Source organism: Neisseria sp. CCUG17229, from assembly GCF_047839235.1.
GTDB lineage: Bacteria > Pseudomonadota > Gammaproteobacteria > Burkholderiales > Neisseriaceae > Neisseria > Neisseria brasiliensis.
Window position 1 is genome coordinate 1,581,094 of record NZ_CP181247.1, and the last position, 25,854, is coordinate 1,606,947.

Sequence of the window (25,854 nt, forward strand, 5' to 3'; positions counted from 1 at the left end):
TTTTTTAGTTAAGCCAATTCTTCCAGCTTTTGCACCACACGATAATGTACGCCATCAAACACCGTAAAGTGTTTTGCCGCACAGGCGATTTTTTGCTGTTCCAACATCCCTAATTTATCAATATCTACGCCCTCTTGTATGCCTTTACCGGTATTTTTGGTTTCGGCAACAAAATACACTTTTTCTTGATTTTCCAACACCAGCGCCCAATCGGGATTATAGGCACCAATTGGCGTTGGAATCTTAAACCAATGCGGCAATTTGAAATACAAACGCACATTCTCATGACTTTCACAGGCTGCGGCAAATTCTTTTTCCGTAGCCGAATCAAGTGGAATATAGTCGGACACTATCGTTTTTTGCTGTTTACCGCCCTCTTTCCCTACTTCAAACGTAAACGGATTCAAGAAAAACTCAATTCCCTCCTGCTCCAGCTTCTGCCAATCAACCAAGCTTTGCGCGTAGCCGCTTTCTTCCAGTTTGAAATACTCAATGCCTTCTATCATCAAACCGTTTAACGCCAGCAAGATTTTTTCCGCTGCCAAATCAATAAACTGCTGCGGATTATTGCCGATTTCACCGATACGCCCTGATTGCTGCAAGATTTCAAATAAAGTCGCCCGTGTCAGACGGGTTTTCTTTTCCAGTTCATACAACACATCCGGCACCGCCCAATCCATATCGGCCTGTACGTTATGGCTGTTTGTCTGTTCCCCCCAAATACCATCTGTTTGCGACTGATGAATCATTGCTTTCTGTACGCTGATTTGTGGCTTTTGCACCACGGGCATTGCAGCTAAAAGCTTTGAGGCCGTCTGAATCAATGCCGTGCGGTCAAACCGCACCCGATAGCGGGTACGCTGCTGCAACTTTTGCCAGATTTCCGCAAACACCGGATCAAGCGTGAAGCCTTTGCGGTAGGTTTGCCGTCTTTTATCCTCCGCTTTTTTCAGTCCACCATTACTAAATTTAATACCGCATTCATCTTCATATTCCTTCTGCAGATTGGCCGCAAAACTTTCATAACTCTCATTCGGAATGACCGTTAAAATATTCACACCCTCATCGCGCACTCGCTCTCCCTGCTGATTAACCGCCAAACGCAAGCCACGGCCGATTTCCTGCCGTTTTTTAATCGGCGAACGGGTTTCGTTAAGCGTACAAATTTGGAACACATTTGGATTATCCCAACCTTCTTTCAGCGCGGAATGAGAGAAAATAAAACGCAACGGGCTATGGAAAGACAACAATTTCTCTTTGTCTTTCATAATCAGATTGTAAGTATCCTCATCGGCTTTCGTGTTGCCTTTAGTGTCTTTATCTTGCGAAAAATAACCATCGTGCACCCCTTCGGCAGACTCCCCCGTTTCATGCTGATAAATTTCTTCAAACCATTTTGCAAACTTACCGCCATTGCGATAATTTGCCACTTTATCAATAAAAAACAACGATAAAACTTTAATCCCACGCGCTTTCAGACGGCCTTCTTTTTTCAAATGCTCTTTAATTGTTTCGGCGATTTGGTTTTTCATGACCTCATCACGCAGCAAATCATCATTTCCCCCCAAGGTAATGACTGTGCCGTTCGACAGCGACAACATACCGTTTTCCGCATCCAAACCATTAACGATAAAGCCATGTCGGTAGCTTTCATTACCGTTTGATTTATCAAATAAATCATCATCCGCCGATACCGGCACCGTTTTCTTTTTGGTTTCCTTCTTATCCTGATAGTGAATTTCCACCTTTGCCGTCAGCTTTTTCTTTCCAGTGACAAACTCCTTCAGTACTACATACGCACCATTCACATCATTTTTCGCCAACACCGGCATCACTTCAATTTGCTTGACCAGCTTTTGATTGTAAGCTTCAATCGGATTCAGGCTGTAAACCTTATGATACGGCTGCTTATGAGTCGCCGAATAACGCAACGTAAACAAAGGATTCAGCGCATCAACTGCCTGCTTGGCCAACTCCGTTTCCATATTTTGCGGTTCATCAATCAACACAATCGGGCAAGTATCACGAATAAACTTAATCGGCGCTTCACCACTTTCGTTGACCCGATTAATCACATTGTCTTCTTTTTTAAACGCATCGATATTCATCACCAGAATTTCAATGTGCTGATTGCAAGCGAAATTACGCAACACATTCAAACGCGTGCTGTCGTAAACATTCGCATTTACCACTGGTTTATCAAACTCATTGGCAAAATGCTCCGCCGTAGCACGAATGGTCTGCAATACACCCTCACGAATCGCCACGCTCGGCACCACAATCACAAATTTACACCAGCCGTAACGTTTGTTGAGCTCAAACAGCGTGCGCAGGTAAACATAGGTTTTGCCCGTACCCGTTTCCATTTCCACTGAAAAATTCAGCCCATGCTGCCCCAATTCGGTTTCAGGCCGTCTGAAACGCTTTTGCACCTTGGTTAAATTTGCGGCAATTTCTGTATGCGGCAGCATCAAGCGGTTGACCACCACAGGATTCGCACCGACCGCATCCAATTCAAATACATCAGCATGGTTCGGCTCGCCTTGGAACAAATCCACGACCGCTGATACCGCCTCCTGCTGATATGCCAATTTTTCAAATTTCAACTGCATGACTTATCCCGTAGGGTGCAACTTGTTGCACCTTATATCATTTCTATCTCATTAACCGTTACACTGTCTCAAACCACGCACAACGCAACCGTTAATCTAACTGCCAATTTTTAATTTCTGCATTCACTCAGTTCATGGTGCAACAAGTTGCACCCTACTTATTCAGTCTCATAAGGTTTCAAACGCCACACCGGCATCTTCGCATTGCAAAGCTGCATTGGTTTTTAATGCGTCATCGCCGTTGAACACGCGGTCGAGAACGAAGATTTTTTGCGGCGATTGCGCCAAACATTGCAACAGCAAATCATCGCTGAACGTTTCTAAGAACAAAGCCGTCTTGCGTGTACCGGCGATATTATTCAGCCATACTATGCCGTCTGAAAAAATCATCGGGTCAGTGAGTTGAAACCCCAAACGCAAGGCTAGCTCGTAAGCCATATGCTCGGCAGAAGCCTCTTCCGCCACCACGTTTTGGAACATTTCCAGCTGCGCCGTCAATCCTGCTTCGTCCAGCTTGGCTGGATTACGCCATTGTTTGAAATGACTTGCGGAGAGTTTGAACACTTTAAAGCCCGTATCAGGCAGGGTGCGACTTGTCGCACCATTTGTTGCGGCTGCGGCATTAATCGGTGCATCAAGATGCACCCTACGGATTTGCGCGCCCGCACGGCGAATGCGTTCCTTGGCAATTTCAGCGATGTTGGAAAACCCTGCTTTGCGTGCTTCGGATTTTTCATCAGTTTCCTCCGGAAGCTGCACGCAGATATAGCGGCGGTTGCCATTGTCTTCGGCGTTTAATTGCATCACGGCATGGGCGGTGGTTCCGCTGCCGGAGAAGAAGTCTAGGATTAAGGCATTTGAATTGGAGCCTAATTTCAATAAATTATTTATTAACAAAATTGGTTTCGGAAAATCAAAATAACGATTTTCTAATAGTTCCTCTACTTCTAAACTGCCACGTTGATTTGTACCAAATTCAATACCCCAAAAATCATTAGGGATTTGCCCCTTGGAACCATCTAAATATAGTTTTCCATAGGGTTGCTCATCTCCCCCGCTGGTCCAATAAATTCCATTTTCTGCATCTAATCTTTCAAAATCTTCTTTTTTTATCATCCAAGGACCGGTCAAAATATTTCCAGATTTTGTTTTTACATCATAAAAATGTCTTCCCCTTGTTTTATCCAACAATATTTTTCTACGAAATAATCCATTTTCATCTGAATATCTATATTCTTTTAATGCCTTATCTGTTAATGATAATTTTCCTAACTCAAGCTCATAAACATTTTTAGCGTAACAAATTAAATATTCTTTTACTTTGGCTAAATTTCCGATATTTGGTTGATTATCTGTTCTACGCCAAGCAATTTCCGCAACAAAATTCTCCGCCCCAAACACCTCATCACACAACAATTTCAACTGTGCCTGTTCATTATCATCAATCGAGATAAAAATCACACCGTCTTCGCGCAGCAGAGTTTTCGCCAAATGCAGGCGTGGCAGCATCATGTTGAGCCAGTTGCTGTGATAATGGCCGTTGTCTTTGGCATTTTTACGGAACGCGCCTTGAAACACGCCGTCGCGTTTCAGATAGCCCGCTTCGTCTTTGTCGCCGACCCGCTTGGCGTATTCTTCGCGAGTTTCAGAAAATTTATCAGGGTAAATAAAAGAATCGCTGCCGGTGTTGTACGGCGGATCGATGTAAATCATCTTCACGCTGCCGGCATAGGCTTTTTGCAGGATTTTCAAGGCTTCCATATTTTCCGCTTCGATAAACACGTTTTGCGTGTTGTCGAAATCCACGCTTTCGCTTTGACACGGAATCAGGGTATTGAATGTGGGTGATTGCAGCGCACGGTAGGCGGCGGTTTTACCTGCCCAATTGAGTTGGTAGCGTTCGCTTTCGGCGCAAAGGTTGTCTTCGCCGAGAATCAGTTTGAGTTTTTCCCAGTCGATTTGGTTTTCGCAAAATGCTTCAGGAAAAAGGGTTTTGAATTGTTGGAGACGGTCGGATAAAAAGCTGTCGGAATCATGGTTCAGCAGCGTTACCCCCCCCCGAGATTTTTATTAAATTCTTGATTATTCATGATTATTTCCTTTTGTTTTTTTAAAAGGCCGTCTGAAAATCATGCTTACATTTTCAGACGGCCTATACCCATCTTACAAACCCAATTCCCGCAAGAAGCGAATATCGTCTGCCCAGCCGGATTTCACTTTCACCCACACTTTTAAGAATACTTTGGTATCAAATAATTTTTCCATATCCAAACGGGCTTCGGTCGAAATTTTCTTGAGTCGCTCGCCGCCTTTGCCGATGAGGATGGCTTTTTGGCTGTCTTTATCCACCAATACGGCGATGTAAATGCGGTAAAGGCCGCTTTCCTCTTCCTCGAATTGCTCCACTTCCACATTCATGGCGTAAGGCAATTCTTCGCCCAAGTAGCGGAACAGTTTTTCGCGCACGATTTCCATGGCTAAGAAGCGGCTGGATTTATCGGTTACCATGTCTTCGGGATACATGGGTACGCTTTCGGGCAGATAAGGTTTGAGCTGCTCTAACAAATTGGCAATGCGTAAACCGTGTTTTGCGCTGACGACTTCGTGCCCGGCAAATTCAAATTCGGCTTTCACTTCGTTCACAAAGGCTTCCAGCGCGTATTTATCCTTGGCCTTGTCTTTATCGATTTTATTTACCACCAACAACACGGGCGTGTGTTTCGGCAATTGTTTCAGCACCACGCGATCGGCATCGGTAAAGCGCATGGCTTCCACCACAAATACCACCACATCGACACCGCTCAAGGCTTCGGTTACGTTTTGGTTCAGGCGGTCATTTAAGGCGTTGCGGTGATTGACTTGGAAACCGGGGGTATCGACGAACACAAATTGCGCGGTGTCGTCGGTGTAAATGCCGGTTACGCGGTTGCGCGTGGTTTGGGCCTTTTTACTGGTAATGCTGATTTTTTGGCCGATTAAGTGGTTCATCAAAGTGGATTTGCCCACGTTCGGTCGGCCAACAATGGCCACGAAGCCGCAGCGGTAGCCTTCGCTACGCTGGGATTCGTTGTTTAAAAAGGTTTCGATGTCCATGTTTTTCTTTCGTATTTTTGGTTTTCAGACGGCCTATTGATAAAACAGGCCGTCTGAAAAATATATTGATTCATTTTGGCATAGAGGCCGTCTGAAAACTAAACGGCTAGCTTATTGATTTGCCTGTTTCGGCAACCACGCTTGCACGGCTTGGCGCATATTTACGGCTTCGGCGACAATTTCGCTTTCAAGCTCGGCTTCGCTGCTTTCGCGGATGAGGTCTAACTTCATGCGCTCGTTGCGCTTGAGTTGTCGGCGTTCGGCCAAAATCGGCATATCGGCCACCACATCATGCAGCTTGTTCATCGCCGGATAGTTGTCGAAATCCAAACCGGCAGATTCGATTAAGGGTTTCAACCGCAACACGCCTTCGGATAAATTGCACTGCCCTTGCACCATCGCCATGGCAATCAAGTCTATGCTTTGCGCGAGTTTGCGGCGGCGCTCGTCTTGGGCTTGTTCGGCTTGCTGCTTTTGGCGGTACACTTTCAACCACAAATAAGCAGCATACGCGGCCATGGCCACAATCACCAACATGCCGATTATCATCAGAAATTTCATACGGCCTCACCCTTATTTTTTGCGCTTCATCGGGAATTTTTGTTCCAGCCATTTTAAGGCTTCGGCGGCGGCTTCCTGCTCGGCGGTTTTGCGGCTGACGCCTTGCGCTTTGCAGATGAAACCAAGCTCGCCCAAATCGCAGGAAATCACAAATTGGCTGTCGTTGGCTGTGCCGATTTGCTCTTCGATGCGGTATTTCGGCAAGGCCAAGCGGCGGGCTTGCAGGGCTTCTTGCAGCGTGGTTTTGTTGTCTTTGCCTTGATTTTTGAAATCGACGGATTTCACTCGGCTGGCAAACAAATGGCGCACCACCTTCTCCGCCGTGGCAAAATCGGCATCAAAGCTCACCGCGGCGAACATGGCTTCCATGGCATCGGCCAAGATGGAAGGCCGTCTGAAACCGCCGCTTTTGAGTTCGCCCGTGCCTAAATACAAGCCGTCGCCGACATTCATTTCTAAAGCGATTTCGGCCAACACGCCTTCGTTCACCAAGTTGGCACGCAATCGCGACAGCTCGCCTTCGGTCAATTTCGGAAAGGCATCAAACAACATTTTAGCGATGGTGTAATTCAAAATCGCATCGCCGACAAATTCAAAGCGCTCATTGTGTTTTGCGTTGAAACTGCGGTGGGTCAAGGCTTGCTGCAATAATTCGATACGGCTGAACGCATAACCCAAATGCTGCTGGATTCTTTGGTGCGCCTGCTGCTTCAATACATCGGATTTCATCGGTTTCCTTTATGCGCAGCCCGAATGGGTTTCCATACTCCGCGAAAAATATGCAAACACTTTAAGGCTGATTGGTTTTCAGACGGCCTATTGTAACATCAATCCCCACATTTCATGGGCGATAGCAAGTGCGAAAAACAGCCGAATCGTGTAAAATCCCCTCCATATCACTGAGAAGCCAAACCTTATGAATATTTTTGCCCAAGCCCTGCAAACTGCGCTCGACCGCTGCATCGCCACCAAAACCGTGACCGAGCAAGGCCAAGCCGTGGGCTTTTTATACCGCGAAGAACCGGTGTTTGAAAACGACAGCGGCTGGCGTTTCTTCACCGGCGAAGAAAGCGACGAATACACTGACAATCCGGATAATTTCACCGTGTGCAGCATGTCGGACATCACCAAAAACAACCCCGACATCGTCGCCCTGCTCACCCAACCGCAAGGCAGCGCGTGGGAATTGAACGAAGACGGCAAATTTCAAGCTGTTGCCGATTGGCAGCCTAAAGATTAATTGTTCAGACGGCCTCATACATGCCGTCTGAAACCACTTTTAAAGGATTAAACATGAACATCATCGAACCCGTTTTAGACGGCAAACAACTGCGCATCGGCATCGTGCAAGCGCGTTTCACCAACGAGATCGGCGGCGAAATGCTGAAAGTCTGCTGCCGCACGCTGCAAGAACTGGGCGTGCCCGATGACAACATCACCATCGCAACCGTACCCGGCGCTCTGGAAGTGCCGATTGCCTTGATGAACCTCGCTTCATCCGAGCAATTCGATGCCCTGATCGCCATCGGCGTGGTGATTCGCGGCGAAACCTACCATTTTGAATTGGTGTCGAACGAATCCGGCTCCGGCGTGACCCGTGTCGGCTTGGATTACAACATCCCGATTGCCAACGCCATTCTCACCACCGAAAACGACGAACAGGCCGTTGCCCGCATTGAAGAAAAAGCATCTGATGCCGCCAAAGTTGCTGTAGAAATGGCCAACTTGGTGAACCGTTTGCTCGAAAACCAATTCGACGCAGAAGAAGACGAAGAATAATCCGACGCTTTGTTTCAGACGGCCTATCACCGATCAGGCCGTCTGAAACCTTTTATAAGGACATCCCCATGAAAACACCACGCCGCCGCGCCCGCGAGCTTGCGGTACAAGCGCTGTACCAATCCAACATCAACAACACCGCCGCCCCTGAAGTGGCCAAAAACATTCAAGACCTGCCCGACTTTGAAAAAGCAGACCAAGAATTGTTCACCAAATTATTCTTCGGCACCAAAACCAACGCCACCGAATACATGGAACGCATCCGCCCGCTGCTCGACCGCGACGAAAAAGACTTAAGCCCCATCGAACGCGCCGTATTGCTGATGGCCTGCCACGAATTATCTGCCATGCCGGAAACACCGTATCCGGTCATCATCAATGAAGCCATTGAAGTGACCAAAACTTTTGGCGGCACCGACGGCCACAAATTCGTCAACGGCATCCTCGACCGCCTGGCCGTGCAATTGCGTCCGGATGATCCGAAACGCGGTTAATTGTTTTAGCGTATAAAAAATGCCGTCTGAAACTTTTCAGACGGCATTTTTGTTTACATAGCTATCAATATTGCACCGACCAAGCCACGGTTTGACCTGCGCGCATCGGCACCAATACTTCATCACCGTAAGGCACGTTTTCAGGAACAGTTTGCTCCTGTTTGACTAAAGTGATGGTGCGCTTGTTTTCCGGCAAGCCGTAGAAACGTGCGCCGTTTTTAGAGGCGAAAGCTTCGAGTTTATCAAGCGCACCGGCATTTTCAAACACTTCGGCGTAAAGCTCGATGGCGGTCATGGCGCTGAACATACCGGCGCAGCCGCAAGCATTTTCTTTGGCGGATTTGGCATGTGGTGCGGAATCGGTGCCCAAGAAGAATTTATGTGCTTTGTCACCGGTAACGGCGGCAACCAAGGCTTGGCGGTGAGTTTCGCGTTTCAACACCGGCAGGCAGAAATGATGCGGATGCACACCGCCGACCAGTAAATCGTTGCGGTTGAGCAGCAGATGTTGCGGGGTCACGCTGGCCGCTACGTTGTCGCCGGCTTCCAGTACTAAGCGGGCGGCATCGGCAGTGGTGATGTGTTCAAACACCACTTTCAAATTGGGAACCTGCTGCAAAACGGGCTTCATCACGCGCTCGATAAAGGTGGCTTCACGGTCAAAAATATCGATTTCGGCATCGGTGACTTCGCCATGCACCAAGAAACGCATGTCTTGCGCCGCCATTTCCTGCAACACAGGAATCAGTTTGAACAAATCGGTTACGCCGGAATCGGAATTGGTAGTGGCACCGGCCGGATACAGTTTGAAGGCCACAATGCCGGCGGCTTTGGCTTCGCGCACCAACTCAGGCGTGGATTTGTCGGTGAGATATAGCGTCATCAACGGCTCGAAAGTGCCGCCTTCAGGTAAGGCATCGAGAATGCGCTGCTTGTAGGCCAAGGCATCGGCCACGCTGACCACCGGCGGTTTCAGATTAGGCATAATCACGGCGCGCCCCATTTGGCGGGCGGTGAAAGGGGCTACGGCTTTGAGTGCATCGCCGTCGCGCAGGTGCAAATGCATGTCGTCCGGCTGGATAATGGTCAGGGTTTGCATGATGGTTTCCTTTTGCTTGTTCGGTTTCAGACGGCCTTTTATTCAGGCCGTCTGAAAATCAGTTCGTTTGGTTCAATACGGGTTTGGAATGATAAATCTGATGGGTAAAATATAATGCGGCTTGTGCGGGCAACTGCTCCGATGGCGATGTATTAGCCGTCAGCACCCATTCTTCCGGGCTGCCTGATTCGCGCCACGCATAAGAAAGCTGGCGGAAAGGAAACGGCGATTGCGTGGATTTTTCAGAACGCAGTTCATGGTTCAAGCCCTGCGGCGCTTGCTCGACCAATTGCATGAATTGCTGGCGTACCATGTTTTCATCGGCTTTTTCGGTTTTGATGCTGCAGCTTTCCGGCGCAAGGCTGAGATAATAGGCCACTTGGTTTTTCTCAAGTTTCCAAGCGGCGTTCCAGTCGAGTTCCATCATGCCGAACGGCAGTTTTTTGACATCGTCTTTGTTCATGGCTTGCGCATTTTGTGCACCCGCCCACGCGGCCACTTGAGCAGGTTCGCCACGTAACACCACGCAGGATTCGTTAAAAAGCTTTACCGCTTCTTGCGCGCGCTCTTCTTTTTGCTTGGGCGACAATTCTTCGCCGCCGCAAGCAGCCAACATCAATAACGCGACACACCATAAGGTTTTCTGCATTTCAGACGGCCTATTTGTGTTTGAGCACTAAGGTAAACACACCTTCGTTTTCAGTCGATTCCAATAAAACATGGCCAGTTTGGCGGCAGAAGGCTTCAAAATCGCCCGGCGCACCCGGATCGGTGGCCAATACGGTCAATACTTCATCGGCTTGCATTTGTGCCAAGGCTTTTTTGGCACGTAAAATCGGCATCGGGCATTTCAAGCCGGTTACGTCTAAGGTTTGGGTCATGATGGTTTGCGTTTAATCTGGTTAAATATTAGGTTAATTATACCTGACTTGCTTGCACCTGCGCTTTCGAAACCCTAAAATGCAGAATATTTTCATCATGGAGAGCGTTATGCGCCGCATCAGTTTGCTGGTTATGATGGCTTTGGCCGCCCCTTCTGCTTTTGCCTTTCCCAAAAGTGATAAAGACACTTTGGTCAACAGCCGCTACCAAGAAAGCGCACAAGAAAAAGCCGCCCGCGAGTTTAAAGAAGCCGAAGCCGATTTACCTGCCCTGCCGGACACTAAATCAGGCGATTGGTTTGATATTTATGTGAGTGAAACCTATGCCAAGCAGCCGAAAATTCTATTGAGCAGCCTGCAAATCATGCCCTCGCCTGACACCAGCATCCGCTATATTTTGAACACGCAGTCTTCGCAAGGTTACGATAACCTAACTGCCGAAGGTATTTTCTGCGCCCGCTCCAGCTTCAATTATGGCGGCGACAAACGCTCTTCGTATAAAGTATTCGGCTATGGCGATTCGGTGAACAACCGCTGGATTAAACCGCGCAATGCGGATTGGAAGCCGATGGGCGGTGCAATGAGCCGCAACGACGAATTGCGCAGCGTGCTTTATAACGCATTTTGTGTCGATGGTGCGCCGAATACGGTAGAAGGCTTGATTGAGCGCTTGCAACAACGCGCCGGCCGTCATAAAACAAGTTTGATCAATACCAATAAATAAACTAAACAGGCCGTCTGAAAGATTTTCGACTTTCAGACGGCCTTTCACTTTGAATTTTTTCAGACGGCCTCATATCAAGTTTAAAACATTTGAAGGACTGACGCCCATGAACATCAGTGAAATCGCCAAGCGCTCGGGCTTGAGCAGCAAAATGATTCGCGATTATGAAAAAATCGGTTTGATTCCGGCAGCCGGACGCAGCGAATCGGGCTACCGCCAATATCAGGAAAAAGATTTAGACACGCTGATGTTTATCAAACACGCGCGTGATGTCGATTTTTCATTAGCGCAAATCGAGACTTTATTGCAGCTCAAACATAACCCACAACGCACCAGCGCACAAGTGAAGCAATTGGTGGCGGAACACATCGCCACGCTACAAGAAAAAATCAGCCGACTGCAAAGCATGACGGCTACCCTGCAATCTTGGCACGATTGCTGCCAAGGCAATGATGATCCCGAATGTGCGATTATTGAGCAGCTTTCGGAAAATACGGTTAAAACATCTTGTCATGGCTGATTCAGACGGCCTGAAAGTGACTACTTTTTATCAGCCAATAAAAATACAAAAAACCTGCCTAAATAACTCAGGCAGGTTATTTCATGCACAATATTAGAAGCGGTGATGCAAGCCCAAAGATGCGGCTGCTTGTTCTACTTTGCCTTTATCGGTTACGGTTAAGCGTGTTTTATTGCCTACGCGCAGGTAGCCGACTTGGCCGCGTGCAGAAGTGCGTTTGCTGAAGCGGTAATCACCGCCGACAATAACTTGGTCGAATTTATCCACCAATTTTTCGCCGCTATCCACGCCTTTAGCCGGCCAGCCGTGTGCGTAGGTAATGCGCGGACGCCAGTTGCCAAAGTTGTAGCCTGCGGTTACGGCAGCATCAATCACTTTTACAGCTTCTTCCTTGCCTGCATCGGCAGTAATGTTGCTGCCGTTGTAGGTGTTGAAACCATCGGTGAAGTTAGCCAGATAAGTGTTGGCGCTTTCGTTGGCTTTGGCATATTGCGCACCTAAGCCCACGAATACATTATTGGCATCATAGGCAGTTTCCAAACGAACCACTTGACCATCTTGAGTGCCAATCGGTTTTTTACGCAAATTGTAGGCCAGCTTGGCAAAAAATTCAGGATTACTGTAACTCACACCGGCAGTATATTGGTCCTGTCCACGTTTTCCTTCTTTCGATTCTTGGTTATCGCGCGGTGCGTACTGCGCATTGAATTGGAAGCCTGAAAATGAAGGGCTATCGTAACGAACCGATACATTGCGCGAACCGGTGCGGGTAAACACACCCAAGCCTGTTGCGGTATGGCTCCACATCCATGTATCGATGGTATCCATTTCGTTGAGCATATTATTCAAATTACCGGCGCGCAATTTACCGAAGCTGCCTTCCACACCGATAAACGAATCACGGTTGCCCCATTTTTGGCTGTTGCTTTGCCCCAAAATCGAAGCACGTTGCTCCAACTGCCAAATAGCAGTCAAATCATCGCTTAATTTTTCTTTGCCTTTGAAACCGATGCGTGACGTATTGTCGTTAATACGGGTTGAAGTTGCGCTTTTTTCAGTGCCGGCGTCGCCTTTAATTTTGACTTGGCTGGTGCTGACGCTGCTTTTGATTTGGCCGTATAAGGTCACATCGGCATAAACGCCGCATGAAAATGCGGCGCAAGTGAGTGCGAGGATGGTTTTTTGCATGAAAATCTCCCTTTTCAAAAATATGGTTAAACCAGCCCCGCTATCTTAATGAATTTTCACTTTAAAGACAATATTTTTTAAAACGATAGGCGTTTTTATTTATTTTGACTTTGCTTTAAATGGTTTTGCCACGCTTGTAGCGCAAACAAGGCAAATATGGCGCCATAGCGGTAAGGCTTGGGCAAAGGTAAATACGATGTTTTCGACAACAAGCTGGTCGATGATGCGGCAAAGCTGCTGCCAAAATCAGCCAAGCGGTAAAGCATGGCTTCATTTTCAGCCGATTTTTGCGCACGGATTTCTTTGAGTTTGCGTTGTTTCAAATAAGAAGCAGCCACTTTCAAGCGCGCTAATTTGATTTCCAATTCCAGCAGTTCGCGGGTTTCTTTTTGTTGTTGGTTCATGGTGATTCTCCTTGTTATTCTTCGTTGATTTGACCACGCAGGTAGGCAATATCGGCTTGAATGTCTTTTAATGTATTGCCGATGCGATTGTTTTGGCCTTTCCAGCTACCAATAATACGGGCGCAGGCGATGACGATAATCAGCAGGCTCAAGCCGGTGATGCCGAAAAATGTCCAAATGGCTTGCTGATCAGTTAATACGCGGTTTAAACCGAATAGCAAACTAATCAACGCCACCAACAGCAATATGGCTGAAATCACCAACCAAATCACGCTGCGCACGGCATTGCCCGCTTGTGCGGCTAAATCCAGATTCAGCAACTGCAGGCGCAGCATCAATAAATCGATACCTTGGTTGAATAGTAATTTGGTATGCTGGATATTCTCTTTGAGATTCATTTCTCTTCCCTTTCTCAACTTTATTCTGTTTCAAGCGTGTGAAATAGAAAGGCCGTCTGAAACCTTTCAGACGGCCTATTCATTCGCAATTAGCGGCGGTTCAGCAATACACCGACCACCAGACCGGCTAATGCGGCAAAGCCCATTGCGTAATAAGGTTTATCGCGTACGGCTTCATCAGCTTGTTGGGCGTGGTGTTTCACACGTTCTCCGGCTTCGGCTTCAAATTCTGCGAAGCGTTTTTTGCCTTCTTTGAAACGCTCACTTGCTTCAGCTTCAAATTCAGCGTATTTGTCGCGTGCTTGTTCGGCATGGTGACGCAAACGCTCGGCAGCTTCAGCTTCAAACTTGGTCAGGCGGTCTTTAGCAGCATCCAATTTTTCTTGCAATTTTGCTTTGGCCTCTTTGGCTTCTTCAGTCGTTGCTTCCGCACCTGCATTGTACAAATCTTCTACATCATTCATTACTTCACGAATATCTTTCAACAGAGCTTCTTTTCGAGTTTCATAATCATGTTTTTTCATTGTTACGCTCCTTTGCGTGTTCGTTTGATGTGCTTTCAGTATAGTGATGACTACATCCACTTACAAGACAATTTCCATAAAGATAATTTGAATTCTTGTAAAGATTGTTAGATTTTGAATGATTCAAATTTAATGTGAAAAGTTTTTAAAAATGATTTCGCGAACGTAGCTGAAATCGGCTATTCTGTTGTGCGCTTAAAAATGACCATTAAAAAAGGCCGTCTGAAATCCCTATTTTCAGACGGCCTCTCATATTCATCAGCGATTAAAAGGCAGCCACACACGCGCCAAAGCATACATTAATGCGCCGCCTGCACCCAAGATAAAAAACACCACGCCTTTTTTACGCGCATTCGGACACAGCCAATACACCGCCAAACTGAAACTCAAAAACAACACCGCCACGCGCCAGACCAAGGCTTTGTCTTTATAGCGGTTGAGCGTATAGGTTTCGGTCATCATCACATACAGCTGAAAAACTGCGGCCACACACATCAATATAATGCCGGTCGGTAAGAAAATCAGCCCGAGTAATTCTTTATTCATCGCTTAATGCCGTCTGAAAAAATCAATATGCCATTATAGAAGATTTTACCATGCCCTGCTTTATTGGTTTGCCCGAATAAGGCCGTCTGAAAGAGAGTGATTTATTTTAAAAATCGGCGCTGCAAACGGTTTTCCCATTCATCGGTATAGGGCTTAAAATAATGCGGCGAAATACGGTTTAAGCGCATATCCAAATCGTCCCAACATTCATAGTATTGGATTTCCTTACCAGTTTGGCTAGACGTAATCGTCACGCTGGCATCTCCATCATGAAATTGCGCCATTTCATAAATGTATTTGCCCGCTTCAAAACTAAGCGCTTCTGAATTGGATGTGTAAGCAAAATAGGCAGAACCCACTGCGGACTCAGCCATATATTTTCCGGCATGAAACGACAATACATAACCATTTGCTTGGCGCAAACTTTTCAGGCTGATTTTTTCACCGACTTTGGTCTGGCATGCAAATAATGTCAGGTTATGGCTGAGGGCTAAATTTTGATTTGCCCATGCAGGTTGCACCATGCTCATACAAAACAATACACACATGGCTAATTTTATCAGGCTCATTATCTCCTTCCCCATTGTTCATTAAAAAATGCCGTCTGAAACGTTTTCAGACGGCATTTTAAACACTTCAGCAATTAGCCGTGCAAAGCGCGTTTGTCGGCAGCCAATGCTGCTTCATGCAACACTTCCGACAAGGTCGGGTGGGCATGGATGATGCGGGCGATGTCTTCGCTGCTGGCTGAGAATTCCAAGCTGGTCACGCCTTCAGATACCAGTTCGCTCACTACCGGGCCAATCATGTGTACGCCCAAAATGCGGTCGGTTTTGGCGCAAGCCAATACTTTGATGGTGCCTTTGGCTTTGCCCATGGCCAATGCGCGACCATTGGCGCCGAAACCTGAAGTGCCTTTTTTGTATTCAACGCCTTCAGCTTTCAATTGCTCTTCGGTTTTGCCAACCCAAGCAATTTCAGGGTCGGTGTAAATCACGAATGGCACATTATTGAAGTCGATATGTGGTTTTTGACCGGCAATGCGTTCAGCCACGGCCACGCCTTCATCACTGGCTTTGTGTGCCAACATCGGGCCGCGCACCACGTCACCAATTGCCCAAACGTTTGGCAGGTTGGTTTTGCAATCGCCATCTACTTTGATGAAACCACGCTCGTCTTTTTCCAAGCCCACAGCTTCAACATTCAAACCGTTGGTGTTCGGAACGCGGCCGATGGCCACGATCAATTTATCAAAGGTTTCGGTTTTGGCTTCGCCTTTAGCGGTTTCGTATTGAACAGTCACGCCTTTTTCGGCTTTAATTTCGCCGATTTTCACGCCCAATTCAATTTCCAAGCCTTGTTCTTTAGTGAAGAATTTGAACGCTTCTTTGGCAATTTGCTGGTCGGCAGCAGCCAAGAAAGTCGGCGCGGCTTCCAAGATAGTCACTTCCGAACCCACACGCTTCCATACCGAGCCCATTTCCAAACCGATCACACCGGAACCAATCACGCCCAATTTAGCCGGTACTTCAGTCAGGTTCAAAGCGCCTTCGTTGTCCAATACATTCACGTTATCAATGGCAACTTGTGGCAACGGACGTGGCACAGAACCGGTCGCCACAATCACGTGTTTGGCGTCAACAACGGTTTTTTCGCCTTTATTGTCCACTTCGATTTGGTACAAATCGCCATTTTTGCCTTTGAACGAACCCAAGCCGAACAAGCTGTCGACTTTATTCTTTTGGAACAGGAATTTTACGCCGCCGGTCAATTTATTCACGATACCGTCTTTGCGCTCAATCATCTTAGCGGCATCAAATTTAATGTCGCCCACGGTAATGCCATGTTCGGCAAAATCGTGTTGCGCAGCATGAAAATGCTCTGAAGATTGCAACAAGGCTTTTGATGGGATACAGCCTACGTTCAAGCAAGTGCCACCCAAGGCAGGTGCATCACCTGCTTTGTTCACGCCTGCATCGATACAGGCTGTTTTGAAACCCAATTGTGCAGCGCGGATGGCAGCAACATAACCACCAGGGCCCGCACCGATAACTACTACATCATATTGTGACATTTGAAATCCTTTGTCCTTCAAAAAGAATGTGCTGAAAAAGAAGTGATGCCTAGCGTTTGTGGCGGCATGAATAAGGACTGAATTCCTTCACTTCCATGCGTGTGATGTTGTTGTAAACACGAATAGTGGCATTCGGATAGGTTTGGCAAAGCGATTGACGCGCCATTTGAATGCCCGCTTTATTGCTATCGAGCTCAAATTTTTTATTCAGCTGCTTACCTTGTGCATTATAAGCATTCATCGAATATTCCTTGCCGGAAAAAGTAGCACACGCCGATAAAGCCAGCGCAGATAAAATAATCAATGTTTTCTTCATGTTTACGACACCCAACATGCTTTCAGACGGCCTTAAAGGCCGTCTGAATATATTACAGATCTAACAACAGACGAGCCGGATCTTCCAAGGCATCTTTAATGGCTACCAAGGTCAATACCGCTTCGCGGCCGTCAATGATACGGTGGTCGTAAGACAAGGCCAGATACATCATCGGACGAACCACAACTTGGCCGTTTTCAACCACAGCGCGCTCTTTAGTGGCATGCATGCCCAAGATGGCAGATTGTGGCGGGTTGATAATTGGGGTAGACATCATCGAACCGAAAGTACCGCCGTTGGTGATGCTGAAGGTACCGCCAGTCAAATCATCCAAAGAAATTTTACCGTCTTTGGCTTTCACTGCGTAATCTACGATGGCTTTTTCAATGTCAGCAATGCTCATTTGGTCTGCATCACGCAAGATTGGCACCACCAAACCGCGTGGGCTGCCGATGGCGATACCGATGTCGAAGAAGCCGTGGTAAACAATGTCATTACCATCAACAGAAGCATTCACGATTGGGTATTTCTTCAGCGCAGCAACCGCGGCTTTTACGAAGAAAGACATAAAGCCCAATTTAGTGCCGTGTTCTTTCTCGAATTTGTCTTTGTATTTCGCACGCAAGTCCATGATTGGTTTCATGTTGACTTCATTGAACGTAGTCAAGATGGCGTTTTCTTGTTGAGAAGCCAACAGACGTTCTGCCACACGGGCACGCAAGCGGCTCATTGGAACGCGTTGCTCAGGACGGGCACCGGCAGGAACTGGGGCGCTGGCAGCGGCAGCAGGTTTAGCCGCAGCATTTTGCACATCTTCTTTCAAGACACGACCATCACGGCCTGAACCTTGAACTGAATTCACATCTACGCCTTTTTCAGCAGCCAATTTGGCAGCAGCCGGCATAGCAGGCGCACCGGTTTGTGCAGCTGCAGCAGGCGCAGCAGCTTCTGGTTTCGCTTCGGCAGCTTCGGCTTGAGGTGCAGCTTCAGCAGCAGGTTGCGCCGCAGCAGCAGGTTGCGCCGCAGCAGCTTCGGTATCAATACGCGCCAATACTTGATCGGCTTCAACAGTCTCGCCATCGCCAACGATGATTTCAGCCAATACACCGGCTTGTGGAGAAGGCACTTCCAAAACCACTTTATCGGTTTCGATTTCAATCAAAATTTCATCGCGGGCAACTGCTTCGCCCACTTTCTTCTTCCATTCCAACAAGGTACCTTCCGATACGCTTTCAGACAACATTGGCACTTTTACTTCAATAATCATTTTAGTCTCCGGTTTGCCGTTTTTCAGACGGCCTTGTGATGTGTTCTTATTCCTACGGCCTGAATCAGACCGTAGGCGTTTCTCTCTTCAATTAGCCATTCAATGCGTCTTCAACTAATTGCTTCAATTGGGCAACGTGTTTGCTCATGTAACCTACTGCAGGCGATGCACTGCTTGGACGGCCGGCGTAAGACAGTTTTTGGTCTTCGGCAATCACGGCTTCCAAACGATGGCGGATTTGGTAGAACGCGCCTTGGTTCTGCGGCTCTTCTTGTGCCCAAACCACTTGTTTGGCATTCGGATATTTCGCCAATTCTGCTTTCACCTCATTATCCGGGAACGGATACAACTGCTCTACACGGATAATGGCTACATCGTCTTCCAGCTTGCGCTCAGCACGGCCTGAAGCCAAATCATAGTAAACCTGACCGGCACACAGAATCACGCGTTTCACGCTGTCATTGCTGCTGCGTTCGGCTTTATCTTCAATCACCGGACGGAAACGGGAACCTTCAGTGAAATCAGACAGCGGGCTCATGGCATCTTTGAAGCGCAACAGACGTTTCGACATGAAGATCACCAAAGGCTTACGATAAGAGCTCAATACTTGACGTTGCAACAAGTGGAACATTTGCGACGCTTCAGACGGCATCACGATTTGCATATTGTGTTCGGCACACAATTGCAACCAACGCTCTAAACGAGCCGATGAGTGTTCAGGGCCTTGACCATCATAACCATGCGGCAGGATGGTAGTCAAACCACACAAACGACCCCACTTGGTTTCACCTGATGACAAGAATTGGTCGATTACCACTTGCGCACCGTTGGCGAAGTCACCGAATTGGGCTTCCCAAATAGTCAATTTATCCGGTGCCGAGCAAGCAAAACCGTATTCATAGGCCATGACCGCTTCTTCATTCAAGATTGAGTCGATCACCAAGAAGTCAGCCGCGCCTTCGCCCATGTTACGCAATGGCACATAAGCACCATCGTCCCATTTTTCACGTTTTTGATCGTGAATCACTGCATGACGGTGTGAGAAGGTACCACGACCTGAGTCCTCACCGGAAATACGTACGCCCGCGCCTTTGGTAACCAAATTGGCATAGGCGATGGTTTCGGCCATACCCCAGTCAATCGGCTGCTTACCTGAAGCCATGGCTTTACGCGCTTCATTCACACGCTTAGCATTGGCATGCAGAGTATAGTTATCCGGAATATTGGTAAATTTATCGGCCAAGCGTTGGATATCGGCAGCAGGCAGGCTGGTATCCACATCTTCACGCCAGTCTTTGCCTTGGTATTTGCTCCAATCGATGCTGGTGCGTTGGAAATTGCTCAATGTGGTTTGTTCCACATGTTCACCTTTATCCAATGCATCACGATAAGCCTGTACCAAAACATCAGCTTCGGTTTCAGTGATCATATTTTCAGCTACCAATTTTTCAACATACATGGCGCGAACACCTGGATGTTGGGCAACTTTTTTGTACATCATCGGCTGGGTTAATGTTGGGTCATCTCCCTCGTTGTGACCCCATTTGCGGTAACATACCACATCAATGACGATGTCTTTTTTGAAGGTTTTGCGATAATCCAAAGCTGCTTGGATGGCAAAACATACACGTTCCGGATCATCACCGTTAACATGGATCACCGGTGCAGAAACCATTTTCGCCACATCGGTACAATACACGGTAGAACGGACATCGCGGGTATCAGAAGTGGTAAAGCCGATTTGATTATTGATCACGATGTGAACCGTACCGCCAGTGGTGTAACCACGGGTTTGCGATAAGTTGAATGTCGCTTGGTTGACGCCCAAACCGATGAATGCAGAGTCACCGTGAATCAACACCGGCAGCACTTTTTCTTGACCGTTTTTACCCAAACGCTCTTGTTTTGCACGAGCCGAACCTTCTACCACCGGATTTACGATTTCCAAGTGTGACGGGTTAAAGGCCAATGAAACGTGCATAGGGCCGTTTGGTGTAGCAATATCCGAGCTGAAACCCATGTGGTATTTCACGTCACCGCTTGGGTGTTTGATTTCGGCACGGCCTTCAAACTCGGCAAATAAGTCACCGGGTTTTTTACCCAAAGTGTTAACCAACACATTCAGACGGCCACGGTGCGCCATACCGATAATCACTTCTTCTACGCCATCTTTACCGGCATTTTGAATCAGGTAATTCAAGCCGGCAATCACGCTTTCACCACCTTCCACACCAAAGCGTTTTTGACCAACATATTTGGTATGCAGGTAACGCTCCAAAGTTTCCGCGGCAGTCAGCTGCTTCAATAAATATTGTTTTTGCTCTTTGGTATAGCGTGGTGTAGACAGCACGCTTTCAAAGTAATTACGAATCCAACGGCGCTCTTCGGTTTCCGGAATATACATATATTCAATCGCCAAATGACCGCAATAAGTTTGTTTCAAGTTTTGCACAATTTCAGACAAAGCCATTTTTTCTTGGCCGTCGAAATCGCCTTCACCCATACTGAACTTCACTGCCATATCGGCATCAGTCAAGCCATGGAATTTAGGATCCAATGCTTCCAAATATTTTGGCGGCATACGTTTTAACGGATCCAATTGCGCCGCACCAACACCTTGAATGCGGTAAGCAGAAATCATGCGCAACACGCCAACCTGTTTTTTCAACATGGCCTCATCAACACTGCCTGCAATAGCGGCTGTTGATTTCGTCTTAGCCAAATTGGCAAATGATTCACGAATCGGTGCATGGGCAACATCTATATCAGTTGCACCCGGCAGCTTGGTTAAGTCAGTAAAGTATTGCTTCCACTTATCTTCTACTGAGTTTGGGTCAACCAAGAAAGCTTCGTATAACTCCTCAATATAAGGGGCATTTGAACCAAACAGATAAGAGAAATTGAGTTTTTCGTCCATCATGGCGTGTGCTCTTTTCTTTAAGATATAAATAAAGGGTAGAACTCTGTGCTACTTTAACGGAGTTCAGGCCGTCTGAAGATGACACTTTATTCTACCCTATTCCGAACTAACTGCCTGTAGATATTTTGTCTTAAACCACTCAAACTAATCAAACAGACTTCTTAGTCTTTAAAAATATAAATCAACAATCTATTAATAAACTAATTAACGCTCTTCAACCGGTACGAAATCACGGCGGTCTTCGCCCGTGTACAATTGACGCGGACGGCCGATTTTCAGCGCCGGATCGCCGATCATTTCGTGCCAATGAGAAATCCAACCTACACTGCGCGCCAAGGCGAAGATAACGGTAAACATCTCTGTTGGAATACCTAAGGCTGACAATACGATACCTGAGTAGAAATCAACGTTTGGATATAATTTGCGTTCCACAAAGAATGGATCTTTCAGTGCAATTTGCTCCAATTCCATTGCTAATTTGAATTTAGGGCTGTCTTCCAGACCCAATTCTTTCAAGACTTCATAGCAAGTTTCACGCATGATGTTGGCGCGTGGGTCCATGTTGCGGTAAACGCGGTGACCAAAGCCCATCAAGCGGTATTTACGCTGCTTCACACCCTCCATGTAGGCTTCTACGTTAGAAACATCACCGATTTCGTCCAGCATATTCAAAACGGCTTCGTTCGCACCACCGTGCGATGCACCCCACAAGCAGGCAATACCGGCTGCAATACATGCAAACGGATTGGCGCCTGAAGAGCCGGCCAAGCGCACAGTCGAAGTCGAAGCGTTTTGCTCGTGGTCAGCATGCAGAATGAAGATACGGTCTAAGGCTCGCGCCAAAACAGGATTTGGCTTGTATTCTTCACATGGCGTCGCAAACATCATATGCAGGAAGTTTTCTGCATAAGTCAGGTTGTTTTTCGGGTAGTTAAACGGCAAACCGTTTGAATAGCGGTAACACATTGCCGCAATCGTTGGAATTTTAGAGATCAAACGATAAATCGCAATTTCACGATGTTTCGGATCAGCAATATCCAAGCTGTCTTGATAGAACGCAGACAACGCACCTACCACACCTACCATCATCGCCATCGGATGTGCATCACGACGGAAGCCGCGGAAGAACCATGTCAATTGCTCATGCACCATGGTGTGGTGGCTTACGATATCGGTAAATTCTTTTTTCTGTTCCGCATTTGGCAGTTCGCCGTAAATCAACAAATAGCAAACTTCCAAATAATCGGATTTTTCTGCCAATTGCTCAATCGGATAACCGCGGTAGTAAAGCAAACCTTCTTCACCGTCGATATAGGTAATCTTAGACTCACAGCTTGCAGTCGATACAAAACCAGGGTCGAAAGAAAACAAACCGGTGTGTTTGGTTAATGCACGAATATCGATTACATCATGACCTAATGATGCCTCCAATACCGGCAACTCCAATGCCTCTTGGTTTGGGGTGTTGAGTTTTACTGTTTTAGACATTCTCTGCTCCTTTGTAAAATGGGGCTTTTATACGTTTTGCTTTACAGCACGGTCTATATTCAAACAGGCTTAAGCATTTTCACAATACTGGATATGAAGACATTGTGATTATGTTTATTTTATGCCTGTCTGATTCTATCAAGCAACGGAATGAGATGGTTTTTTTCGGTTTGTGTATAACCATTAACCAAGGCTAACAAGTCTTGATCTTGAAATTCAAGAATTTCAACAAATGCAGCCAATTCCTCATCATTTAATTGCTCAAATTCTCTTTCCATAAACCGGCCGAGAACCAAATCAAGTTCTAATAATCCCCGGCGGGTTTGGAAACGGATTTTGCGTTTTGCAATATCGTCAAATACCATCATCATTAAACTGCTCGTTTCAACATGATTTCTTTAATCTTACCGATTGCACGTGTAGGATTCAAGTGTTTCGGGCAAACGTCAACACAGTTCATAATGGTATGACAGCGGAACAAACGATACGGATCATTCAAATCATCCAAGCGCTCGTTGGTGATGGTATCGCGGCTGTCGGCGATGAAACGGTATGCATTCAGCAAGCCAGATGGACCAACGAATTTATCAGGGTTCCACCAGAATGAAGGACAAGCAGTCGAACAGCACGCACACAAGATACACTCATACAAACCATCCAGCTCTTTACGGTCTTCTTGGGTTTGCAAACGCTCCTTATCTGAATCAATCGGCGTATCATTCACCACGTAAGGTTTAATCGAATGATATTGCTTGAAGAATTGGGTCATATCCACGATCAAATCGCGGATAACCGGCAAGCCAGGCAATGGACGGATTTTAATCGGCTGTTTCAGACTACGGATGTCGGTCAGACAGGCCAAACCATTTTTACCATTGATGTTCATGCCGTCTGAACCACAAATGCCTTCACGGCAAGAACGGCGGAACGACAAGGTATCGTCTTGAGCTTTCAGCTTAACCAATGCATCCAATAATTTTACGTCGGTCGGCTCGATTTCCAACTCGTATTTCTGCATATAAGGTTTCGCATCAACATCAGGGTTGTAGCGGTAAACTTCGAAACTTACTTTTTCCATGAGAAGTGTTCCTTTTCTCACGAGCGGCTTGATGAATAATTGTGGAATTTCAAACCGTCGGTGTAGGGTCATTTTTCTGATATTTTTCAGACGGCCTTTAAAAGGCCGTCTGAAACTGGATACATTAATAAACGCGCTTGGCCGGTTCGATATAATCAACGGTCAACGGTTTGGTGTGTACCGGTTTATAGCTCAAGGTATTGCTTAATGAATGATACAGGGTATGTTTCATCCAGTTATCATCATCGCGCTCTGGGTGGTCGTCTGAAGCATGTGCACCACGTGACTCTTTACGCGCTTCAGCAGATACTAAGGTTGCTTTTGCTACTTCAATCAAGTTATCCAATTCCAAAGCTTCAATACGCGCAGTATTCCAAACCTGACTCTTGTCTTTGATTTCAGTACGTTTCACACGCTCGGCAATTTCCAAAATTTCTTTCACGCCTTTGCTCAAGATTTCATCGGTACGGAATACACCGGCATGAAGCTGAACAGAACGCTGTAAATCACGACGCAGTTCATCAACATTCTCGCCATCGGTTTGGTTATTCAAACGATCCAAGCGCTGGGCAGTCAATTGACCGGCATTTTCCGGCAAGGCTTTCCAACCTTCTTGCGCTTTAATGAAATCGATCATGCTGTCACCGGCTGCCTTACCGAATACCACCAAGTCAAGCAGTGAATTAGTACCCAAACGGTTGGCACCATGTACAGATGCACACGCACACTCACCGGCAGCATACAAGCCTTTAACCACTGACTCATATTCCTCGCCTTTAGGCACAATCACTTCGCCATGATAGTTGGTTGGAATACCCCCCATCATATAGTGGGTAGTCGGCACCACCGGAATCGGGTCTTTAATTGGATCGATACCGGCAAACTGGATAGAAATCTCACGAATACCCGGCAGCTTTTCCATAATTTTTTCAGCGCCGATGTGATCGATTTTCAGCAATACATGGTCTTTGTTTTTACCACAGCCGCGACCTTCGTAAATTTCCATCGCCATTGCACGAGAAACCACGTCACGGGAAGCCAAGTCTTTTACGGTTGGCGCATAACGCTCCATGAAACGTTCGCCGTTGGCATTCAACAGAATACCACCTTCACCACGCACACCTTCGGTAATCAATACGCCGGCACCGGCTACACCAGTCGGGTGGAATTGCCAGAATTCCATGTCTTCCAATGGAATGCCTGCACGTGCACAAATGCCCAAACCGTCGCCGGTATTCATGTAGGCATTGGTCGAAGATGCATAAATACGGCCTCCACCACCGGTCGCAAACATCACTGCTTTAGCGTGGAAAATGTACACATCACCGGTTTCCATTTCCATCGCAGTCACACCAACCACATCGCCCTCTTCATCACGAATCAGATCTAATGCTGTCCATTCCACAAAGAATTGGGTATTGGCACGCACGTTTTGCTGATATAAAGTATGCAGCATCGCATGACCGGTACGGTCGGCAACTGCACAAGCACGTTCTACCGCACGTTTACCGTGTTCAGCAGTATGACCACCAAACGGACGTTGGTAAATTTTACCGCTTTCTACACGGTCAAAAGGCATGCCCATGTGCTCCAACTCGATAACTGCTTCAGGTGCCGCACGGCACATAAATTCAATCGCATCTTGGTCGCCCAGCCAGTCAGAACCTTTTACGGTGTCATACATGTGCCAATCCCAACGGTCTTCCTGCACGTTACCCAGGGAAGCAGAGATACCGCCTTGCGCCGCAACAGTATGCGAACGTGTCGGGAATACTTTAGATAATACGGCACAATTCAGACCGGATTTAGACAATTGCAGGGCAGCACGCAGACCTGCACCACCGCCACCAACAATCACGGCATCAAACTTGCGAACAGGAAAACTCAT

General features: G+C 47.0%; 27 protein-coding genes. 5 read left to right on the forward strand and 22 right to left on the reverse strand.

Translation table 11 applies throughout. From position 1 onward, the window contains the following. Positions 1–8: 8 nt before the first annotated feature. From ACM67B_RS07525 to rnc, 5 genes are all read right to left on the reverse strand, one after another. Complete coding sequence (locus ACM67B_RS07525) at positions 9–2,612, reverse strand: DEAD/DEAH box helicase family protein (RefSeq protein WP_416189103.1); 2,604 nt, start codon at positions 2,610–2,612, stop codon at positions 9–11. A gap of 168 nt (positions 2,613–2,780) precedes the next feature. Continuing rightward, entirely contained in the window at positions 2,781–4,658 is a 1,878-nt protein-coding gene (locus tag ACM67B_RS07530; protein WP_416190545.1) for a site-specific DNA-methyltransferase, read from the reverse strand. Positions 4,659–4,775: 117 nt separating this feature from the next. Continuing rightward, positions 4,776–5,705: a GTPase Era gene (era, locus tag ACM67B_RS07535; protein ID WP_416189104.1), complete on the reverse strand. Its 930-nt coding sequence runs from the start codon at positions 5,703–5,705 to the stop codon at positions 4,776–4,778. Between the two features lie 111 nt (positions 5,706–5,816). Continuing rightward, the gene (locus ACM67B_RS07540; RefSeq protein WP_416189105.1) at positions 5,817–6,266 is read right to left on the reverse strand and encodes a DUF2489 domain-containing protein; all 450 of its coding nucleotides are present in this window, start codon (positions 6,264–6,266) and stop codon (positions 5,817–5,819) included. A gap of 12 nt (positions 6,267–6,278) precedes the next feature. After that, positions 6,279–6,995: a ribonuclease III gene (rnc, locus tag ACM67B_RS07545; protein ID WP_416189106.1), complete on the reverse strand. Its 717-nt coding sequence runs from the start codon at positions 6,993–6,995 to the stop codon at positions 6,279–6,281. Positions 6,996–7,182: 187 nt separating this feature from the next. On the opposite strand from rnc, the gene ACM67B_RS07550 reads away from it, so the two are divergent. The 3 genes from ACM67B_RS07550 (at position 7,183) to nusB (ending at position 8,539) form a co-directional block, all read left to right on the forward strand. Continuing rightward, the gene (locus tag ACM67B_RS07550) at positions 7,183–7,506 is read left to right on the forward strand and encodes a DUF2185 domain-containing protein (protein WP_416189107.1); all 324 of its coding nucleotides are present in this window, start codon (positions 7,183–7,185) and stop codon (positions 7,504–7,506) included. Between the two features lie 53 nt (positions 7,507–7,559). Further along, positions 7,560–8,045 (forward strand): 6,7-dimethyl-8-ribityllumazine synthase, encoded by a 486-nt coding sequence (gene ribH / locus ACM67B_RS07555; RefSeq protein ID WP_416189108.1) that lies wholly within the window; start codon positions 7,560–7,562, stop codon positions 8,043–8,045. A 68-nt stretch (positions 8,046–8,113) separates the two neighbouring features. Continuing rightward, positions 8,114–8,539 carry a transcription antitermination factor NusB gene (gene nusB, locus ACM67B_RS07560; protein ID WP_373753905.1) on the forward strand — a complete coding sequence of 142 codons (426 nt, stop codon included), beginning with the start codon at positions 8,114–8,116 and terminating at the stop codon, positions 8,537–8,539. A gap of 64 nt (positions 8,540–8,603) precedes the next feature. Here the strand turns inward: nusB and pyrC are convergent, their stop codons facing one another. Genes pyrC through ACM67B_RS07575 form a run of 3 tightly spaced genes read right to left on the reverse strand, consistent with a single transcriptional unit; the run spans position 8,604 to position 10,522 of the window. Next, positions 8,604–9,638: a dihydroorotase gene (pyrC, locus tag ACM67B_RS07565; protein ID WP_416189109.1), complete on the reverse strand. Its 1,035-nt coding sequence runs from the start codon at positions 9,636–9,638 to the stop codon at positions 8,604–8,606. 58 nt (positions 9,639–9,696) lie between these two features. Continuing rightward, on the reverse strand, positions 9,697–10,287 hold the full coding sequence (locus tag ACM67B_RS07570) for an NMCC_0638 family (lipo)protein (RefSeq protein ID WP_416189110.1): 591 nt from the start codon (positions 10,285–10,287) through the stop codon (positions 9,697–9,699). Between the two features lie 10 nt (positions 10,288–10,297). Continuing rightward, complete coding sequence (locus tag ACM67B_RS07575; RefSeq protein ID WP_416190546.1) at positions 10,298–10,522, reverse strand: sulfurtransferase TusA family protein; 225 nt, start codon at positions 10,520–10,522, stop codon at positions 10,298–10,300. 106 nt (positions 10,523–10,628) lie between these two features. Between ACM67B_RS07575 and ACM67B_RS07580 the strand changes: the two genes are divergently transcribed. After that, a complete protein-coding gene (locus tag ACM67B_RS07580; RefSeq protein WP_416189111.1) occupies positions 10,629–11,243 on the forward strand; it encodes a CNP1-like family protein in 615 nt (204 codons plus the stop codon). Positions 11,244–11,349: 106 nt separating this feature from the next. Further along, positions 11,350–11,763: a Cu(I)-responsive transcriptional regulator gene (gene cueR / locus ACM67B_RS07585; protein ID WP_416189112.1), complete on the forward strand. Its 414-nt coding sequence runs from the start codon at positions 11,350–11,352 to the stop codon at positions 11,761–11,763. A 93-nt stretch (positions 11,764–11,856) separates the two neighbouring features. On the opposite strand, the gene ACM67B_RS07590 is transcribed toward cueR, so the two are convergent. From ACM67B_RS07590 to sdhA, 14 genes are all read right to left on the reverse strand, one after another. Further along, positions 11,857–12,951, reverse strand: a complete 1,095-nt coding sequence (locus tag ACM67B_RS07590) for a porin (RefSeq protein WP_416189113.1) — start codon at positions 12,949–12,951, stop codon at positions 11,857–11,859. 95 nt (positions 12,952–13,046) lie between these two features. Further along, complete coding sequence (locus tag ACM67B_RS07595) at positions 13,047–13,355, reverse strand: hypothetical protein (protein ID WP_416189114.1); 309 nt, start codon at positions 13,353–13,355, stop codon at positions 13,047–13,049. Positions 13,356–13,369: 14 nt separating this feature from the next. Next, positions 13,370–13,753, reverse strand: coding sequence for a phage holin family protein (locus tag ACM67B_RS07600; protein ID WP_100563416.1), 384 nt, complete (start codon positions 13,751–13,753; stop codon positions 13,370–13,372). Positions 13,754–13,842: 89 nt separating this feature from the next. Continuing rightward, entirely contained in the window at positions 13,843–14,277 is a 435-nt protein-coding gene (locus ACM67B_RS07605; RefSeq protein WP_095502126.1) for a DUF883 family protein, read from the reverse strand. 258 nt (positions 14,278–14,535) lie between these two features. Then, complete coding sequence (locus ACM67B_RS07610) at positions 14,536–14,823, reverse strand: hypothetical protein (protein WP_416189115.1); 288 nt, start codon at positions 14,821–14,823, stop codon at positions 14,536–14,538. A gap of 101 nt (positions 14,824–14,924) precedes the next feature. Next, on the reverse strand, positions 14,925–15,392 hold the full coding sequence (locus ACM67B_RS07615) for a hypothetical protein (RefSeq protein WP_416189116.1): 468 nt from the start codon (positions 15,390–15,392) through the stop codon (positions 14,925–14,927). 74 nt (positions 15,393–15,466) lie between these two features. Further along, positions 15,467–16,897 (reverse strand): dihydrolipoyl dehydrogenase, encoded by a 1,431-nt coding sequence (gene lpdA / locus ACM67B_RS07620; RefSeq protein ID WP_416189117.1) that lies wholly within the window; start codon positions 16,895–16,897, stop codon positions 15,467–15,469. Between the two features lie 49 nt (positions 16,898–16,946). Beyond that, positions 16,947–17,213, reverse strand: coding sequence for a hypothetical protein (locus ACM67B_RS07625; protein WP_416189118.1), 267 nt, complete (start codon positions 17,211–17,213; stop codon positions 16,947–16,949). A gap of 52 nt (positions 17,214–17,265) precedes the next feature. After that, positions 17,266–18,480, reverse strand: a complete 1,215-nt coding sequence (gene odhB / locus ACM67B_RS07630; protein WP_416189119.1) for a 2-oxoglutarate dehydrogenase complex dihydrolipoyllysine-residue succinyltransferase — start codon at positions 18,478–18,480, stop codon at positions 17,266–17,268. Between the two features lie 91 nt (positions 18,481–18,571). After that, a complete protein-coding gene (locus tag ACM67B_RS07635) occupies positions 18,572–21,400 on the reverse strand; it encodes a 2-oxoglutarate dehydrogenase E1 component (RefSeq protein ID WP_416189120.1) in 2,829 nt (942 codons plus the stop codon). A gap of 204 nt (positions 21,401–21,604) precedes the next feature. Next, on the reverse strand, positions 21,605–22,888 hold the full coding sequence (gene gltA, locus ACM67B_RS07640) for a citrate synthase (RefSeq protein ID WP_416189121.1): 1,284 nt from the start codon (positions 22,886–22,888) through the stop codon (positions 21,605–21,607). A gap of 119 nt (positions 22,889–23,007) precedes the next feature. Continuing rightward, complete coding sequence (locus tag ACM67B_RS07645; RefSeq protein WP_416190547.1) at positions 23,008–23,256, reverse strand: succinate dehydrogenase assembly factor 2; 249 nt, start codon at positions 23,254–23,256, stop codon at positions 23,008–23,010. Between the two features lie 2 nt (positions 23,257–23,258). Then, positions 23,259–23,966, reverse strand: coding sequence for a succinate dehydrogenase iron-sulfur subunit (locus tag ACM67B_RS07650; RefSeq protein ID WP_095502133.1), 708 nt, complete (start codon positions 23,964–23,966; stop codon positions 23,259–23,261). A gap of 124 nt (positions 23,967–24,090) precedes the next feature. Further along, positions 24,091–25,854: a succinate dehydrogenase flavoprotein subunit gene (sdhA, locus tag ACM67B_RS07655; RefSeq protein ID WP_416189122.1), complete on the reverse strand. Its 1,764-nt coding sequence runs from the start codon at positions 25,852–25,854 to the stop codon at positions 24,091–24,093.